Source organism: Reinekea thalattae, assembly GCF_008041945.1.
In the GTDB taxonomy this organism is placed as follows: Bacteria; Pseudomonadota; Gammaproteobacteria; order Pseudomonadales; family Natronospirillaceae; genus Reinekea; species Reinekea thalattae.
This window is the reverse complement of record NZ_VKAD01000003.1, coordinates 51711-70093: the sequence shown is the minus strand read 5'-3', so window position 1 is coordinate 70093 and position 18383 is coordinate 51711. Positions and strand designations below refer to the sequence as shown.

Annotated in this window: 13 protein-coding genes; 7 read left to right on the top strand and 6 right to left on the bottom strand. The window is 45.5% G+C overall.

Annotated elements, in window-relative coordinates; all coding sequences use genetic code 11:
* The first annotated feature begins 64 nt into the window (after nt 1-64).
* Together FME95_RS12620 and FME95_RS12615 are read left to right on the top strand one after the other, a co-directional pair.
* Entirely contained in the window at nt 65-985 is a 921-nt protein-coding gene (locus FME95_RS12620) for a manganese-dependent inorganic pyrophosphatase (protein WP_147714860.1), read from the top strand.
* 227 nt (nt 986-1212) lie between these two features.
* The gene (locus tag FME95_RS12615) at nt 1213-1884 is read left to right on the top strand and encodes a DUF3047 domain-containing protein (RefSeq protein WP_147714859.1); all 672 of its coding nucleotides are present in this window, start codon (nt 1213-1215) and stop codon (nt 1882-1884) included.
* Between the two features lie 89 nt (nt 1885-1973).
* Here the strand turns inward: FME95_RS12615 and FME95_RS12610 are convergent, their stop codons facing one another.
* The 5 genes from FME95_RS12610 to FME95_RS12590 form a co-directional block, all read right to left on the bottom strand.
* Nucleotides 1974-3311, bottom strand: a complete 1338-nt coding sequence (locus FME95_RS12610) for an MATE family efflux transporter (protein WP_147714858.1) — start codon at nt 3309-3311, stop codon at nt 1974-1976.
* Nucleotides 3312-3381: 70 nt separating this feature from the next.
* Nucleotides 3382-4938 (bottom strand): extracellular solute-binding protein, encoded by a 1557-nt coding sequence (locus FME95_RS12605; protein ID WP_222709988.1) that lies wholly within the window; start codon nt 4936-4938, stop codon nt 3382-3384.
* 69 nt (nt 4939-5007) lie between these two features.
* Nucleotides 5008-5889 (bottom strand): carbohydrate ABC transporter permease, encoded by an 882-nt coding sequence (locus FME95_RS12600; protein ID WP_147714857.1) that lies wholly within the window; start codon nt 5887-5889, stop codon nt 5008-5010.
* A 12-nt stretch (nt 5890-5901) separates the two neighbouring features.
* Nucleotides 5902-6873: an ABC transporter permease gene (locus tag FME95_RS12595; RefSeq protein ID WP_147714856.1), complete on the bottom strand. Its 972-nt coding sequence runs from the start codon at nt 6871-6873 to the stop codon at nt 5902-5904.
* 11 nt (nt 6874-6884) lie between these two features.
* Nucleotides 6885-7997 (bottom strand): ABC transporter ATP-binding protein, encoded by a 1113-nt coding sequence (locus FME95_RS12590; RefSeq protein WP_147714855.1) that lies wholly within the window; start codon nt 7995-7997, stop codon nt 6885-6887.
* 605 nt (nt 7998-8602) lie between these two features.
* On the opposite strand from FME95_RS12590, the gene FME95_RS12585 reads away from it, so the two are divergent.
* From FME95_RS12585 to FME95_RS12570, 4 genes are all read left to right on the top strand, one after another.
* Nucleotides 8603-10771 carry a heparinase II/III domain-containing protein gene (locus tag FME95_RS12585; RefSeq protein ID WP_147714854.1) on the top strand — a complete coding sequence of 723 codons (2169 nt, stop codon included), beginning with the start codon at nt 8603-8605 and terminating at the stop codon, nt 10769-10771.
* Nucleotides 10772-10775: 4 nt separating this feature from the next.
* Nucleotides 10776-12938 (top strand): heparinase II/III domain-containing protein, encoded by a 2163-nt coding sequence (locus FME95_RS12580; protein WP_222709987.1) that lies wholly within the window; start codon nt 10776-10778, stop codon nt 12936-12938.
* 18 nt (nt 12939-12956) lie between these two features.
* Complete coding sequence (gene kdgK, locus FME95_RS12575; protein WP_147714853.1) at nt 12957-13931, top strand: 2-dehydro-3-deoxygluconokinase; 975 nt, start codon at nt 12957-12959, stop codon at nt 13929-13931.
* 261 nt (nt 13932-14192) lie between these two features.
* A complete protein-coding gene (locus FME95_RS12570; RefSeq protein WP_147714852.1) occupies nt 14193-14903 on the top strand; it encodes a FadR/GntR family transcriptional regulator in 711 nt (236 codons plus the stop codon).
* A gap of 77 nt (nt 14904-14980) precedes the next feature.
* Here the strand turns inward: FME95_RS12570 and FME95_RS12565 are convergent, their stop codons facing one another.
* Nucleotides 14981-15622: a bifunctional 4-hydroxy-2-oxoglutarate aldolase/2-dehydro-3-deoxy-phosphogluconate aldolase gene (locus FME95_RS12565; protein WP_147714851.1), complete on the bottom strand. Its 642-nt coding sequence runs from the start codon at nt 15620-15622 to the stop codon at nt 14981-14983.
* A gap of 389 nt (nt 15623-16011) precedes the next feature.
* Here FME95_RS12565 and FME95_RS12560 point away from each other — a divergent pair, with 389 nt between their 5' ends.
* Nucleotides 16012-18300 (top strand): polysaccharide lyase family 7 protein, encoded by a 2289-nt coding sequence (locus tag FME95_RS12560; RefSeq protein WP_147714850.1) that lies wholly within the window; start codon nt 16012-16014, stop codon nt 18298-18300.
* Nucleotides 18301-18383: the final 83 nt, after the last annotated feature.

The following is an 18383-nucleotide window of genomic DNA, read 5'->3' as shown; positions in this document are numbered from 1 at the left end:
TTCATTTAATCGGCGGCAAAAGCACGGTAGAATATGGCTGCTAAAAATTATGGAGACTATGTATATGCCTTTTTACGCGGTTGGCCACAAAACGCCTGATACCGACGCTATTGTTGCTGCTATTGCTTTGGCAGACCTTAAAAACCAGTTGGGTGAAGATGTCATCCCTGTTCGTCAAGGCGATGTCACCCCTGAAACACAGTTCGTTTTGGATCGATTCAACCAACCGACGCCAGAACTAAAAACCAGTGTCGCTGGCGAAAGCGTTTATATCGTTGACCATTCGGACCTTGCACAATCGCCAGATGATTTGGCCGAAGCCACTGTACTGGGCATTGTCGATCACCACAAACTAGGCGATATCACTACATCTGCGCCTCTAGAGTGCTGGATTCGCCCAGTCGGTTGCAGCTGCACCATCATCACCGAGATGTATCACTACCACGGCCTCAGCATTCCTAAAGACATTGCAGGCATTATGCTGTGCGCTATTTTGAGCGACACCGTTATCTTTAAATCGCCAACCTGTACAGAACTCGATAAAAAAGTGGTTCAAGAACTTGCTGACATCGCCGGTGTTGATGATGCTCAAGCATTAGGCATTGAGATGTTTAAGGTGAAATCGGCCGTTGAAGGCACGCCTGCACGCGACCTCGTACTTCGCGACTTTAAAGACTTTTCTATGTCTGGAAACAAGGTTGGTGTAGGCCAATTGGAAGCGATTGATAACTCAGTTTTTACCGCCATCAAAGCTGAACTCGAAGCCGAGTTGGTTAAACTGAAAGCCGAAGGTGAACGCCACACCATGATATTGGTGCTAACCGACATCATGAAAGAAGGCTCTGAAGTTATTGTTGTATCCAACGATGAGACACTGGCCGAACGCGCCTTTGGTGCCAACTTTACCGATGGCAAAGCTTGGTTAGACGGTGTACTTAGCCGTAAAAAGCAGATTATTCCACCGTTAGAAAAAGCACTCAGCTAAATCGTTAAACCTGCTGCTACGGCGGCAGGTAAACTTCCTGCCGATCTCTATTCAGCTCCCTGCGCTCTATTCTCTTTTGTTTCGCTGCCAAATTGCCAATTAAATTTTTAAGTTTAGCTATTCTTAAATTTAGCTTTTTTTAGCTTAACTAGTTTACGTTTAATAGCCGGAACTTTTCCTGCTTATGCTCTCTCTTAGTTGCAGAATCACTGTAAAGCGGAATTTTTATGAAACGATCTAAATTGATACTTTTAGCGTTAGCTTTCAGCCTAAGCTTTAACGCTACAGGCCAAAACCTCACTGACTTTGCCAATGCCAAACCTGAACAATGGCAAACCAAATCCTTTGTTGGCGAAACCCAATACAGCCTAACAAACCTAGATGGCGTAACCCGCCTTAAAGCAGAAGCCGAAGCCAGCGCTTCGGGGATTATTCTTGAACAACAAATAGACCTGCAAGAAACGCCCTATATGAGTTGGCAATGGCGTGTCGATACACCTCTTGAATCCTTAGATGAGCAAAGCAAAACCGGCGACGACTTTGCAGCCAGAGTTTATGTTGTGATCGACGGCGGCTTAGTATTTTGGAACACCAAGGCGTTAACCTACCTTTGGTCGAGTAACGACAACAGTACAGGGCAGTCTTGGGATAATGCCTTTGCTGGCGATGCGGTTCGAATGCTGGCCTTGCAAGATGCTAACGCCAACAAGCAGCAGTGGTATCAAGAAAAGCGTAATGTGTATGAAGACTTGATCGCGCAATTTGGCGACCAAGGCAGTGAGCGCAAAAACCTACAAAAGTATCGCTACATTGATGCCGTGGTCATCATGACAGATACCGATAACGCTGGCGGCAATGCCACCGCCTATTACGGCGATATTGTCTTTAGCGCTCAGTAAAATGTAAGCGGCGCAAAACAACTACCGCGCCGCTTAGCTATAACTAAAATTCTATAACTACGGTTCTATAACGGCAAAGCTATACAGTGCTATGCCGACAAGACCTGATAGGCTTTTAGTCTTTTTGCCTTAATGGCTCTAAAATTAATCACCTTTAAACACTCTTCAAGCAGAGTGACGCCAAATACCAAATAAACGGGTAAGCCTAAATAAATACAGAGCACGCATAATGGCAGCGCCACAACCCACTGAGTAACCACATGCACACGCAGTACTTTATAGGCATCGCCCATCGCTCGTAAGGCATGACCACAAATGGTGTTGTAAGTACGCACCAGTGGCGTTGCAATATAAATCGGTGCGATGAGTGCTAGCGCATGCATCGTTTCAACTTCGATATTCGGGTAAATATAGGGCACGATAAAACTGAACAAGAAAAACATCAGCGCCACCACGACCGCCAAAATTTGTGTGATATTAACCGCCTGACGAACAAACTCAGGAATCTCACTTACAGTATTCCGGCCAATATGCTGGCTAACAGTAATTGCCGAGGCCTGCGCCCAAGCATTAACAAACTGGGTTCCGATACGCATCCACGGATAGATCAAGGTAATGGCCGCGTAATCGTAGACACTTAATTGCGCGAACAGCATTTGGTATAGCGTCATACCGCCCATGAGCACTAAAAAATTGGCTGCGATAGGAGAAACTTCAACAATATGCGCCCAAACGGTACTGCGACTCATATGGCGATAACCATAAGGCACATCTAAGTTTTTTTCGTTTCTGACCATCACCAACAAATAAACTAAACGAATAAAGACAGCAACTAAGCTACCAATGGCTGCACCTTGCAAACCCATTTCCGGCACGCCAAATAGGCCATGAACCAGCACCCAACTGACTAAAAAATTACAGGGGATTTCGATCATAAAGCCATACATCGGAATGCGGGTTTGCCGACTGGCATTAAAATAAACAATGATTACCTGCGTTAAAGACGACACGAGAATCGTAAACATGGCGACATGCAAGTAACGCAACGCTTGCACGATAATATCTGGATTGTCTGACACCAACGCGAGTAAGGGTGACGCACCCAACCACAAAGCAAGAAATGCAAACACCGAAAAGCCTATATTGACCGTTAAACCAGACATCAAATCGGTGGAGATTTTTTGCGTTTCTCCAGCTCCGGTTGCGCGCGCAATAATCATTTGCGTCCCGTTACCGAGTGAATTTTGAAGACCTATCAACAGGCTAACAATGGCTGAGGTAATCCCCAGTGCGGCAATCGAAATTTCACCTAAGGGCGCAACCAATAGCAGATCGATTAACACCATCGATTGCATCAGTACCGAGTTCATGGCCAACGGCCAAGCTAAAGAGACATTTTGTTTGAGGTTTTCTTTTGAGATTAGCATGTTAAATTCTTTCAACAAAAAAAGGCGCTAAAAGCGCCTTTAATAAAAGTGGAAACCGTCAGTACGATGTTTATTTAAACTGGCGATCGTAAGCAGTCTGAACGGCTGCTAAGACTTTCTTAAGGCCTAATTTATCAAGGCGAGCCACGTAGTTGTCCCATTCAGCTTCGATATCTGCTGAACCTAATACCCAACGTTGCTGCTGCTCTAACATGTAGGTTTCAAGGTTGGTGTAGTACTTGTCCCAAACCTTCTGTTCAGCAACAGTCATGGCGACACCTGGGAACTGCTCGGCAATACAATTACAAGCGACGTATTTTGCAATACCTTCACGAGCAATATCGTTAGTCCATTGATCTTCGTAGCTGTAATCTTGGTGGAAACCAATTGGAATTTGCGCACCAACAGACCACATTTGAGAATTCACCGGGCCGTCTTGCAATGATAAAACTTCATCGGTGAATTGTGGCTTACCGTCAACCATGGTCCAAGTTTCGCCTTCAACACCAAAGTTAGAAATGTTACGACCTTTATCCGAGAACACAAAGTCCATGTACTTGATCGTTTCTACTGGGTGTTTGTTGGCATAGGTAATTGCCCAGCCGTCCGGCTTAATCATAGCACGACCGTGTTCTTCAAGCACGCGACCACTTGGTGATGCAGGCGGTAAGAACGGTACAAGGTCAAAGCCTTCAATACGATCTCGCAATGACGTGTTATAACCAGCAGTACTTGAGAACCAATCGTGTGTGAAACCACCTAGGTTGTTACCCAGTAAGTATTCACGACCTTTTGAGCCACGAGTAAAGACTTCTTTATCAATCAAGCCTTCGTTGTACCACTTAATAAGCTGAACCATCGCATCACGGTACGCTTCTTCTGCGTATGGGTGATGTACAGTGCCAGACTCATCAATGTAGTACTGGTGGTATTTTTCAGAGCCAGTAGAACGAGCGTCGAACAATGTCACTAGGCGAATAAATTCTTGCCAATGACGGAAGAACGCAGGCACTTCATCTTTGATACCGTTGCCATTTGGATCTTGATCGCGGAACGCTACAAGTACGTCGTACAACTCATCAACCGTTTTCGGCTGCTCTAGACCTAACTTGTCTAGCCAGTCTTGGCGAATGAAATAAGCTCGACCTGTAACACCGTCTGGAACGTATGGAATGTGATAAATCTTGCCATCTGGCGCGGTAATCGCTTGCGCAACACGTGGATGCTCTTCAAAGAATGCTTTTAGATTCGGCGCATGCTCATCAATTAAGTCATTCAATGGAATAAACGCACCTTCCATACCGTATTTAAAGAACAGGTCTTTTAGTGAGTCACCACCGACTACGTCAGGTAGGTCACCAGACACTAGCATCAGGTTAAACGATTCAAGGCTGTTTGTTGATACGCTGGAAGCTGTACCGATAAGCTTAATACCTGTTAGTCGCTCATACTCTTTAGCCACCGGCCAGTTTTCATCCCATGCATATTTGTTACGGAAGTGCATGTGGATTGTTAGGTCTAGTGGTTTATCGACCACGCGATATTCTGAGTCATCGGCTGCCGTTGCATTGCCAATAGACAACGCCATGGCTAAGCCAGCTGCGATCGGAACTATTTTTTTAATCATTATTGTTCTCCGTTAGTTACAAGATTTTCTTTTATTTTTATTACTCACTTACAACTTAATAACAGATCGTTATTCTTTCACGCCTCCCAACATAATACCTTTGTTAAAGTGTTTCTGTAGATAAGGATAGATCAACAGAACCGGTATAATAGACACGACAATAATCGCCGCAACAATCGTCTCATAAGAGTATGAGTTGGTTAATAACGATGCAGCAAATTCGTCATCCATATTCGCTTCAATAATAATACGCTTCAGGTAAACCTGTAATGGTATTTTATTCTCATCGCGTAACAGGATCATAGCCCAGAAATAACCGTTCCAACGAGCCACAATACAGAACAACGTAATGGTCACAATGGCTGGTTTAGAAAGTGGGATATAAACTCGCCACAACAGATTGAAGTCATTCGCACCATCCATACGTGCGGCCTCTTCAAACGATTCTGGAATCGACTCAAAGAAGTTACGCAACAGGATAATATTAAAGGCGTTACAGGCAAACGCAATCAAGATACCCCAACGTGAATCAAGTAAACCTAAGTCACGAAGGTTTAAGAACATTGGGATCATGCCGGCGTTAAACCACATGGTAAATGCAATGAACAGGTTAAAGAAACGACGACCCATTAGACGCTTGCGCGACAGTGCATAAGCACCAGGAATAATAATCGCCAAACTGGTCAAGGTACCAAAGAAAGTATAGAAAAAGGTATTGCCATATGAAGTCCAAAAAACGGGATCACTTAATACCTTTTCAAATGCGGCAAGAGTGACTTCTTTCGGGAAGAAAATAACCTGCCCAGAAGAAACAGCAAAGCCGGAACTGATTGAAGCTGATGCAATATAAATAAACGGATATAGCGTACTGCACACAAACAAAAAGATCAGTGTTGCATTGAGTATACCGAAGATTCTATCGCCACGAGAATATACATTAAATTCTGACATAATTAATAACCCTTACCACAATGACGATTGTGAGAACTTGCGACTAATTTTATTCGCAGTCCATACCATGGCGAATGCAATGACCGCATTAAACAAACCGGCAGCGGCGGCAATGTCATACTGACTACCCAATAAACCAATACGGTAAATATAGGTACTGATGACGTCCGCTGTTTCGAATGTTGATGGCTGGTAAAGCAAAATAATGTACTCAAAGCCCACTTCAACCATGTTACCGATACGGATAATCAACATAATGATGATGGTCGGCAAAATACAAGGTAAGGTGATTTTTCGAATCATTTGGAAACGTGTTGCACCGTCAACCTTGGCAGACTCATACAAGGATGGACTCACCCCAGCAATTGCTGCTAAGTAAACGATCGATTCAAAGCCCGCTTCTTTCCACATACTCGAACCAATGAAGATAGGACGGAAATAGTCTGGGTTTGTCAGGAAGTAAACTTTATCTAAACCGATACGATCTAAGATTAGGTTCACCAATCCGGTTGTCGGTGATAAAAAGCTAATCACCATACCGGCAACAATCACAACAGAGATAAAGTGCGGTAAGTACGCAATGGTTTGCGCCGTACGCTTAAAGATAGCGTGGTGCAACTCATTGAACATCAGCGCCAAAATAATTGGCACAGGGAAGGCAAAACACAAACTCAAAAAGCTGATCATGAAAGTATTTTTAACTGATCGCAAAAAGAGTTCGTCATTAAAGAGCACCATAAAATGGTCAAAGCCAACCCATTCCGAACCATAGATACCACGGAATAGACTGAAGTCTTTAAACGCAATTTGTAAGCCGCCCATCGGTAGATACAAGAAAGTAATAAACCAGATCACCATCGGTGCCAACAGCACATAGATCTGCCAATCCTCTCGGATTATTTTTGCTTTTTCTTTAAAATTCGCCACCAGACGAGCAGCAAAGCCGCCTTCTGTAGGCGATTTTAGTGTGGTTGGAGTATCCATCATATCACCTATCAGTAAATCGATTTTTCAGTTTCAGCATCAAACAGATGCAAGTAATCGAGGTTGGCATAAATTTCTTTGGCGTCGCCAACCGCGTTAAGATCTAGGCTACGGCTTTGCTCTTTTGCAACCATCGCTTTACCTGCGATGTGAATGTGCAATAACGCCTCGGCGCCTAGTGGCTCAACCAAGTCAACTTCGCAATCGATCTTGACGTAGTTGCCACCCTCTAACGCGGTCAGTTCTAAATCTTCTGGGCGAATACCTAGAATCACTTTTTGACCTTCAGTTAATTCAATACCGTCTTTTGGTGGCACTGGAATAATATTGCCGCCGCCGATGTCAACTGACGCACCGCCTGCACCCAGTTTCACTTCACCTTCAATAAGGTTCATTGGAGGGCTACCCATAAAGCCAGCAACAAAAGTGTTCGCCGGTTTAGTGAACACTTCCATTGGTGTACCCACCTGCTCAATATTACCGTCGCGCATAACAACAATTCGGTCGGCCAATGTCATTGCTTCGACCTGATCGTGGGTCACATAAACAGTGGTAACTTTTAAACGAGAATGCAGACGCTTAATTTCAGCACGCATCTGCGTCCGTAATTTAGCATCAAGGTTAGAAAGAGGTTCATCAAATAGGAAAACTTCAGGCTGACGAACAATCGCACGACCCATTGCAACACGTTGTCGCTGACCACCAGAAAGGTCAGAAGGTTTACGCTCTAGATATTGATCTAGACCTAAGATTCCGGAAGCTTCACTCACCGCCGCGGCAGTGTCTTCCTTATTCACCTTACGTAATTTCAAACCAAAAGAAATATTGTCGTAGACGCTTAAATGTGGATACAACGCATAGTTTTGGAAAACCATCGCAACATCGCGATCTTTTGGAGCCACTTCGTTTACGACTCGACCAGCAACAGAAACCTCTCCTTCAGAGATACCTTCTAAGCCAGCGATCATTCGCAATGTCGTTGATTTACCACAACCAGAAGGACCAACAAGCACGACAAATTCCTGTTTGCCAATCTCAAGGTCAATACCTTTTACAACTTCAGTTGTACCGTAGCGCTTAAAGACGCCACTCAGAGCCACATTGGGTTGGACGGAGTTATTCATAGCAACCTATCTTATTTTTAGTTTAAGGAGTTATAGAAAGTTGTTGCTGAAAACAGCAAAACTTCATCACGTTTTTTAGTTTTATTTTTGCGATTTATCGCTATTTTTTTCCCATGACTAATCGAGCCACAGAAACTTTATCGCCAATTGACTCACATCAACCGCACGAATCTAAGAAAACTCACTTATCTTTATTTTTTGTTACTTCGCCTAACAAACACCATCTTCTTATTAATCGTTTTTATGGTTTTGTCTTTGTTAATACAGCGGTTTTGTTAAGGCAACCAATCTCTTGGCTCTATCCAATTTCCCCTAACTTTTAGGGTTTAAACGCTAACTTCTGGTTAGCTTTAGCTATCGAACACTTATCAGCGAATGTACTACAAGCGTCGGTTTTTATTATTTGTCTTACAATATACAATCAAGAAAACCAATGGTACAGCTTTTTTATAGCTCTGATTAGCCCTAACAACGGCCATATCCGCTTTTCAACCCTGCTTTTAGAAAACTAGTGATGCAACGCAACCCCTATAGAATAAAGCGTAGTTTTCTTGGCTTCTTTTGTATTATTATATGCGGCTATAATTAAAAAGATTGGTTTCGATATGGCTCGCACTAACACTACCACTACCTTTGCAACATTTAATGAATCCGCAATTAATCAGATTGTTGATTACTCTGCCAAGCAAAACGGCACTGGCATCTTTGCTCACAGCCTTAATCAATTGCGCGCTGAAACCGATGCGCTATTACAAGAGCCGTTAGATGTACCAGGCCAAGGCGAAGCAGGCAGTTATGAACACAACAAGCACAAGTCCAACTATGAGTTAATGGACGCTTGCGCCAAGCTTTACCTGTTTGATGGCAGCCAACAGTATCGAGATACTATTCTTTCTTTATTGCTCGCCTATGCCGAACGCTACCTAGATATGCCGTTCCACGAGCAAAAGAACACCAACCCGCCAGGGCGTTTATTCCATCAAATTCTCAATGAGCACATGTGGCTTTGCTACGCATCGCTTGCCTACAATGCCATTCAAGACTCGCTATCTGAGGCCGATCAACGCACCATTGAAGATCGACTATTTAAGCCAATGATCGAAATGTTCACCGTACTTTACGGTCACGACTTCGATCGTATCCACAATCATGGTATTTGGGCCGTTGCTGCTGTTGGCATTTGCGCCATCGTTGTTGGCGATAAAGAAACCGTACATAAGTCTATTTACGGTATGGCTGGCGATGGAGAGACAGGTGGCTTCCTAGCTCAAATAGCCCAGCTTTTCTCTGCCTCAGGTTATTACATCGAAGGCCCTTATTACCACCGCTTTGCCATTCGTCCGCTCTGCTTCTTTGCTGAAGCTATTCACGAACACTATCCAGAAGTCGACATCTACAACTATAAACAGCAGGTTGTTGGTCGCACCATTATGGCGTTAATCACGACGTCTAACCCAGACGGCACCTTCCCTGCGCTTAACGACTCGTCTCGCACCATGAACATAGATGACGAAGGCGCTAAAGCGGCGATGTCGGTTTACTTTGCTCGTTATGGTGAAGATGAAAAGCTGACTGCAACAGTTAAAAGCCAAGGTACCGTTTGGTTATCACCATGCAGCTTAGCGCTTTGCAAAGCTGTAGACGCATACCAAGGTGAAGCCTCGGTACGCTGGGCGAGCGTTGATCTTCAAGAAGGCGATGCTGGCGAGCGCGGCGCACAAGGCTTTTTGCGTTCTAAAAACCCAGCCAAACCTGTTTCTCAAGCCATTATGGCCTATGGTCAGCACGGCATGGGCCATGGTCACTTCGATGCGCTTGGCATTATTTTATTCGCCGATGGTCACGAGTACCTACGCGAATACGGTTATGGACGATGGGTTAACGTTGAAACCAAATTCGGCGGTCGTTATTTAGATGAAAACAAAACATGGGCACGCCAAACCATTGCGCACAACACCGTCACCGTTGACGAACTGTGCCAAAATAATTTTGACCACCAGCTAGCTGATACCCACTTTGGTCGTGGCCACTTCTTCTTAACGGATGGCAACATTCAAGCCATGAGCGCCTTCGCCAATGAACATTACGATGGCGTCAAGATGCAGCGCTCTGTCTTATTGTTAGAACTTGACGATTTTGAGCAGCCACTGGTACTCGACCTTTATAAGCTCGATAGCGACACTGAGCACCAATACGATTACGCGGTGCATTATAAAGGCCAAATCACTAATACCAGCTTTGACTACACAAGCAGTCTGACTGAACGCAAAGCTCTTGGTAAAGCTAACGGCTACCAGCACCTATTAGAAAAAGCACGCGGTAAGACAACCGACAAGACCGTTGTCACCTGGTTACAAGACCAACGCTTCCACAGTTGGGTCACCAGCGCTGAGCAAGGCGAAGTGATCTTTGCACAAACCGGCGCAAACGATCCATCAATGAACTTGCGCAGCGAAGATTGCTTTATCTTGCGCCAAACTGGCAGCAAACACCTATTTGCTGCAACCTATGAGACTCACGGTTTGTTCGATGAAGGTTCAGAGCGTTGCTTTGGCGCTTACGGCCAAGTTGAAGCAGTAACCGTGCTGGCTCACAGTGATGAAGCCTCGATTGTTAAAGTCAGCTATAAAGCCGCCGGCACGCTGAAAGCATTAACAGTCTGCGTTTCTAACGACGAGACCAAAGATCAAAACTCAAGCCATAGTGTCAGCGTAGGAAATGAAACTTACAGCTGGACCGGTTACATAAACACTACTATCACAACAGAAGGTTAATGACGTGAGCCAAGATTTTCTGCTAATGACTGCCGATGAAGCAGCGGCGATACGCAACCATGTTAAAACTCAGGATGCTGAATCTGATTTGCTAACAAAAAGCATTAACGATTCCATTGCCAAGACCGATGCCTACCTAAGTATGCCTATTGAAATTCCAGGTCATGGTGAAGCAGGCGGTTACGAACACAACCGTCACAAACAAAACTATATCCACCTAAATTTAGCCGGTAATCTTTGGTTAATCACCGAAGATAAAAAATACCTAACCTTTATTACTGACATGCTTATGGGCTATGCCAAGGTATACCCTGAGCTAGAACAAAACGTCAGTAAAGACACCAACCCTCCGGGCCGGCTATTCCACCAGACACTGAATGAAAACATGTGGCTCATGTATGCTTCTATTGCATACGCCTGTGTTAAGTCTGAGCTGAGCAGCGACCAACGTGATTACATAGAAACACGTTTATTCCGTGAAATGGTGACTCTGTTTACCGAAACCTACGGTCACGACTTCGACATTATCCACAACCACGGTGTTTGGGCGGTGGCTGGTGTTGGCGTTTGTGGTCTGGCTATTAACGATATCGAAATTGCCAACAAGGCTATTTATGGCCTGAAAGGTGATGGCACCACAGGCGGCTTCTTAGCGCAGTTACGTGAGCTATTTTCACCTGACGGCTATTACATGGAAGGCCCTTATTATCATCGTTTTGCGATTCGCCCGATCCTGATTTTGGCCGAAGCGATCAACCGCAAACTGCCTGATATTGATATCTATAATTTTGAAGGCGGTGTTATTCAGCGTACTACTGAAGCATTGATGAAAACCGTTTTCCCAGATGGTACTTTCCCTGCACTCAACGATTCATCAAAAACCATCGGTATTGATGACGAAGGCTTAATTGTCGCGGCAAGCCTATGCTACAAACACTACGGCGCTAACGACAACCTGATTGCTATGGCGCAAATTCAAGATGAAGTTTGGATTGGCGAAAGCTCTATTGCACTAAGCCAAGCCGCATCTAACCGAGAAAAACTGCCATTAAACTGGGGCAGCATGATTATTACCGACGGTCCTGATGGCGATCGTGGCGGCGTGAGCATCTTACGTCAGGCGGACGCTCAAGATGACGTCCACATGGCTCTTATGTGGTACGGCCAACACGGTAGTGACTCTGAATTCCACTCAGCATTAGATCACGGCCACTTCGATGGTTTGCATATAAGTTGGTTTAATCGCGGCCAAGAAGTCTTAAAAGACTACGGCTATGGTCGTTGGGTAAACGTTGAGCCAAAATTTGGCGGACGCTACATCCCAGAAAACAAAAGCTACTGCAAGCAAACCGTGGCACACAATACGGTAACGGTTGACGGTAAAACACAAAACAACGCAGACACCAAAACAGCCGAGAAAAAGTGGGGCACGTTAAATCAATTCACCACTGATGCTGACTTTGGTCAAGTGATGAGCGCAACCGTCAATGGCTATTACGATGGCGTTGATATGACTCGCACCGCGATCCTGCTGAACCGAAAAGCTGGCAGCCCAATCTTGGTTGACCTGTACAACCTAACCAGTGATGCCGAGCACCAGTACGACCTACCGGTACATTTTGACGGCCAACTAGTGCGTACTAACTTTGAATACCAAAGCCACAACGAATTAAAGCCATTAGGTGACTCTGCAGGTTATCAGCATCTTTGGAATATTGCTGAATCGTCACCGCGTACCGAAAAAGGCGCTATGCTTTTTAGTTGGCTAATGGGCAACAGCTATTACAGCCTGGTTACCGCCGCGACAGAAAATACCAAAATTCATATTTGCCGCACTGGCGCTAACGATCCGGACTTCAACTTACGCAGTGAACCTGCGCTAGTGATTCGCGATCACGGCAGCAATCACCTTTTTGCCACTGTTTATGAACAACACGGCACCTTTGTTGAGTCATTAGAGATCTCAGAAAATGCTCGTGGCACAGTGCAAGATGTAGAAATCATTCATAACTGTAACCAGGCCAGCATTGTTAAAATTAGCGACAGTGCTAACGGCGATTACATTGTGAGTTATTGGAAAGGCGACGATGCTGACGCCGAACATGAAATTACAGTAGGCGCAAACCAGTTCAGCTGGAAAGGCGCGATACACGTGACTGAAAGTTAAAAATAGGGCTTATAGAACATGACTGTAACAAGTAAGAAAAAAATTGCGCTTATCGGCGAATGCATGATTCAGCTGCAATTAGACAGTAACGGACAAATTCAAAAGAGTTTTGCTGGCGATACGCTTAACACTGCCGTTTACTTGTCACGCTTAGAGCACATTCACCAAACTGAAGTGCATTACATTACTGCTCTAGGCACTGACGATTTCAGTGACGAAATGCTTCAGCAATGGAAAGATGAAGGTATTCACTGTGATTCTGTTCGTCGCCTCGAAGGTGAATTGCCAGGCATGTATTACATCAATGTAGATGAGCACGGTGAGCGTTCATTCTTATATTGGCGTAGTGAAGCAGCAGCCAAAAAACTGTTAGCGCCAACAACCGAGCCTGCTCTAACCTCACTTGCTGACTTTGACTATATCTATCTTTCTGGCATTTCCTTAGCGATCCTGCCAGAAGAAGGCCGAGATAAGCTGATTGAATTATTAAAAGCTGCTCGAGCACAAGGCAGCAAAGTCTACTTCGACAACAACTTCCGTCCTCGCCTATGGCAGAGCAAAGAAGACGCTCAAAGCTGGTACAAGAAAGTATTGTCCATTACTGACAGCGCGATCCTAACTTACGATGACGAAGAAGACCTTTGGGGTGATCAATCCACCGATGCCACGAAAGCACGCTGCAAAGAATGCGGTATCAGTGAAATTGTGATCAAACGAGGCTCCGATCCTTGCCTAATCGAAAGCGCCGATTTTGTTGGTGAAGTGGCTGCGCAAAAAGTTGCCAAAGAAGCGGTTGTTGATACAACAGCGGCTGGTGACTCGTTCAGTGCTGGCTATCTAGCGGGTGCGTTAACACTGACGGCAAAACCGAATCAGAGCGCGGCTATTGGTCACCTCGTTGCAGGTACCGTCATTCAGCACCTTGGTGGCGTTATCGATAAAGCACCGATTGCACAACTAGATAGTGCGATCCAGCAAGCATTAAAAAGCTAGCAAATACGAAGTACTGCCAGCAAAGCACTACGGTCATGGAACAAAGACCGGCGAATAATAAAAAGGCCGCGCAAATGCGGCCAACACTGCAAAATTTGTTCTAGTAAGTCCTTACGCTTGAGGGTGAATACATCACCCTTAAGTGATTACACAGCACTATCAACGTTCTGTCGTTAAACGATTTGGCTAAACGTAGCTAACACCATTCGGTCTGGTGGCACTAGGCCTGTGGTTATAAAAATAACAATAAGGAAGTCAATAATGGGTGGTACACAATATACCAACCTAGGGCTTGAGAGAAAGAATCTCAATGCACAGGTTGCCCGCGAAATAGCGGTCAAAATCTTATCGGGTGAAATCAAAGAAGGCGACACCCTTCCCAGCGAGCCAGTGCTATGTGCGATGATGGGCGTCAGCCGTACCGCCTTTCGTGAAGCCATTAAAATGCTCTATTCAAAAGGCATGGTTGAATCTAAACCCAAGGTCGGCACCCGAGTATGCGACAAAACAAAGTGGAACTTCCTCGACGTTCAGCTATTGGAGTGGATGGTTAACGTCGAGACGACGATTGATATCTATCACCAATTTCTTGAGCTGCGCCGCGCCATCGAACCTCGCGCTTGCGCCCTAGCAGCCGAATTTGCAACCGATGAACAGCTAGAAGAATTAAGTGTCATCTTTGAACGTATGGTGGCATTGGCCGACGATTTTGATCACAAAGAATGGATTGAGGTCGACGCCCAATTCCACCGAATGATTTTTATTTCCACGGATAACAGTTTCTTTGTGCCTTTCGGCAATGTATTGGCGACGATTTTTAAGTGGTTCTTTTTATTCTCATCGAAAGAAGGCGGTGTCTGCCTTGAAGAGCATCAGCGAATATATCAGGCCATCGTCGAGAGAAAGTCTGAAGAAGCCTACAACGCTTGCTTATCACTCATGCTGACGCACAAACATCGACTCGCCGATTAACCGGCGAAAAAAAAGGGCATCATATGCCCTTTTTTGTTTCAAGCGATCGCTGAGATCACTTGTTATGTTCGCACTTCTTACTTAATTAATGCCGCTGCATCTCGAGTAAGTTGTGCAATTTCGTCCCACTTTTCACCGTCAACAAGATCTGCAGGAACCATCCAAGTACCGCCACAGCAAAATACTTTCGGCAGACCTAAATAGTCTAATGCGTTAGAAGTGCTAACGCCGCCTGTTGGCATAAAGTCTACTGGGTAAACAGCGTTTAATGATTTAAGCATACCAACACCACCAGAAGGGCCGGCAGGGAAGAATTTCAATACTTTAAGGCCAATGCTCATAGCCTGCTCTACATGGCTTGGGTTATTAACACCAGGAATAAATGGTAAGCCTTTTTCCATCGCGTATTTAACCACTTCAGGGTTAAAGCCTGGACTTACGGCAAAATCACAACCGGCTTCGATAGCCATATCGACTTGCTCAGTCGAAAGCACGGTGCCGGCACCCAAAACCATCTCTGGGCAAGCCTTGCGAATTTCTTTCATAACATCAACGGCAGCAGCTGTACGGAAGGTTACTTCTGCACATGGCAAGCCATTTTCGGATAGAGTTTTACCTAGCATTGGCGCTAATTTAGCATCGGATACCGCCAATACCGGTACGATTTTGATTTCCGCCAATTTGTTGCGAATCGCTTCTACTTTCTGATCATATGACATGGACTTACGCCTCGTTTTATCTTCTTGTGGCTACGTGTTTTAACGACCAGCAAGAAAATGCAGGCTGTTAAAATCGAAAGCGCTATTGTATTACAAAAGCCAGCCGTTCGCGACGATCCGAACAAAGACATATCGCAACCGACCACCGGTTTAGGTCAATAGTTAATCAGGTTTTTACCACCAGCAAAGTTGACTGAAGGCAAATTCCACCGCAAAGCTGAAAATTTCCGTTGTACCGCGCCGCACAAAGTCATATTGTATGAAGATATGCAGACAGGGCCTCAGCCCCAAAAATAATAATAACAACAAACGCATAGACCGCTCGTACTGAGCAGCATAACAAACGTAATACCAACCTAAAAAAATAAAACTATTATTACGGGTACATCATGAAATATTCTCACAGAAAACGGCTAACGGCCGCTGCGGCTATTTCCGCACTTACTACCTTGGGCGCTGCTATAGCAGCCACTCCAATTTCCGTCACCTCCAGTGAACACGACGGTAACGGCCCTGAGTTCATGATCGACGACGATTTAAAAACGCGTTGGTCTTCGAACGGCGAAGGTCAATGGGCTATTTTTGAATACGATAAAAGCTATCGCTTTGACGCTGCAAAAGTAAGCTTCCATAAAGGCAACGAACGAACCTCATCTTTTGCTGTTGAAGCCAGTAATGATGGCACCAATTGGACGCCCGTTCTTGGCAAAACAACCTCTGCCGGCATTACGCTAGGCTACCAACGCTTTGCATTCGATAGCCCAATCGAAGCCAAATACATTAAGTATGTTGGCTATGGCAACTCTGGCAGCGCATGGAACAGTGTCACCGAATTTCGCGCAGTCGATTGCAGTGGCGGTGATGAGTGCCCAGCAGACGAGATCATTACCGCAGAGATGATTGCCGAGTTTGAAGCGGCGAAAATTATTGAAAAGAACGATGGCCCAGCCACCACATTAGACGACTGGAAAATCACTCTACCGACGACTTATGCCAACCACTTTGGCAGCGGTAGCGATTCCAGTGCGGCAGAAATTTTGCCACACAATTGCTCAATCGACGGCACCAGCCTAGATGAAAGCACCAGCAATCCTTACTTTCGCGTTGATAACGAAGGCTGGCATTTCCGTGTTCCTTTAGAAGGCGGTGTCACCACACCAAATACGACGTACATTCGTACCGAGCTGCGTGAACTGCACAACTGGACGCCTTGTGGTGAAACTAGCCTAGCAAATTGGGGCTACGACGGCGGCACCCATACGCTTGGCGCGACGTTGAAAATCAACGAGTTCCCTGCGGAGCCAAAAAAGAAAGACGGTGTTTCTCCTGACCGCCCGAAAGTGGTTCTCGGCCAAATCCATGCACACGACATCAACGCGGCCACGGTTAAACTGTTGTGGGAAGGTTCGGACAAACCAATCCGCGTCATCTTAAACAAAACCACCACCAAGAGCGCTTTCTCCGTGAGTCTTGGCAAAATTAAAGACCCAAGCAAGCCATGGGTTTATTTAATTAAAATGACTGCAGACGGCATCGAGTTATCTGCTGGCGGTGTGACTAAAAAACTGAAGTTTGGCCAAGAGCTCGACAACGCTTGGAAAGATGAAACCTTCTACTTCAAAGCTGGGCTTTACCCACAAATCAGCCCGAAATCTGGCGGTGCATTTGACGTAACATTCTCCAAACTTGCCATTGAGCACAAAAAACGTCCTGGCGATTTTGGCGAACATGTTCCGCTCGTGTGCGACCCAGAAGTATTTAAAGGCTGTTCCGACAGCGCGTCAAACTGGTGGCCAATGCCATTACCAAAAACCTACCCGCCGCAACAGCCTCAAGCTTACTTGCCACCGGGTATGAACTTTGATTTGGCGGGTTGGTACCTATCCATCGCGACAGACCACGACGCTAACGGCAAGCCTGATGATGTGCCGGAACAATACCTTGCACAAGGCTGGCAGCACCCTGAGTTCTTCTATACCGCGGCAGATGGCGGCCTAACGATGAAGAGCTATATCAAAGGCGTTCGCACCTCTAAAAACACCAAGTATGTGCGTACCGAATTGCGTCAAATGTTGCGCCGTGGCGATACCAACATCGATCTAAAGGGTGTCACCAAAAATAACTGGGTATTCAGCAGTGCGCCAATTGCAGATCAAAAAGCCGCTGGCGGTGTTGATGGCGTTATGGAAGCCACATTGAAGATCGATCACACCACCACGACCGGTGCTGTGGAACAGGTTGGTCGCTTTATTATTGGTCAGATTCACGCCAATGACGATGAACCGATTCGACTCTACTACCGCAAACTGCCAGACCATGAGCGTGGCTTTGTTTACTTCATGCATGAAAACCGCAACGAAGGTTCGGACATTAAGTACGACCTAGTCGGCGAATATAACGGTAACCCTGTTGATCCAGAAGATGGCATCGCACTGGGTGAAGTCTTTAGTTATCGCATTGCTGTCGTTGGTAACGAAATGACCGTCACCATCATGCGCGATGGCAAGCCTGATGTGACTCAGGTGGTTGATATGTCGCAAAGCGGCTACGACGCTGGCGGTCAATACATGTACTTCAAAGCTGGCGTTTATAACCAGAACAACTCTGGTGACCCTGACGATTACGCCCAAGTGACGTTCTACAAACTAACAACGTCTCACGGTCGTTATCAGCAGTAAGCAGCGGCAATAAAATAAGCCAGTCGTTGACTGGCTTATTTTGACTTAGGCGATGATTGCACTATAGCATCGGGAAAATCCAT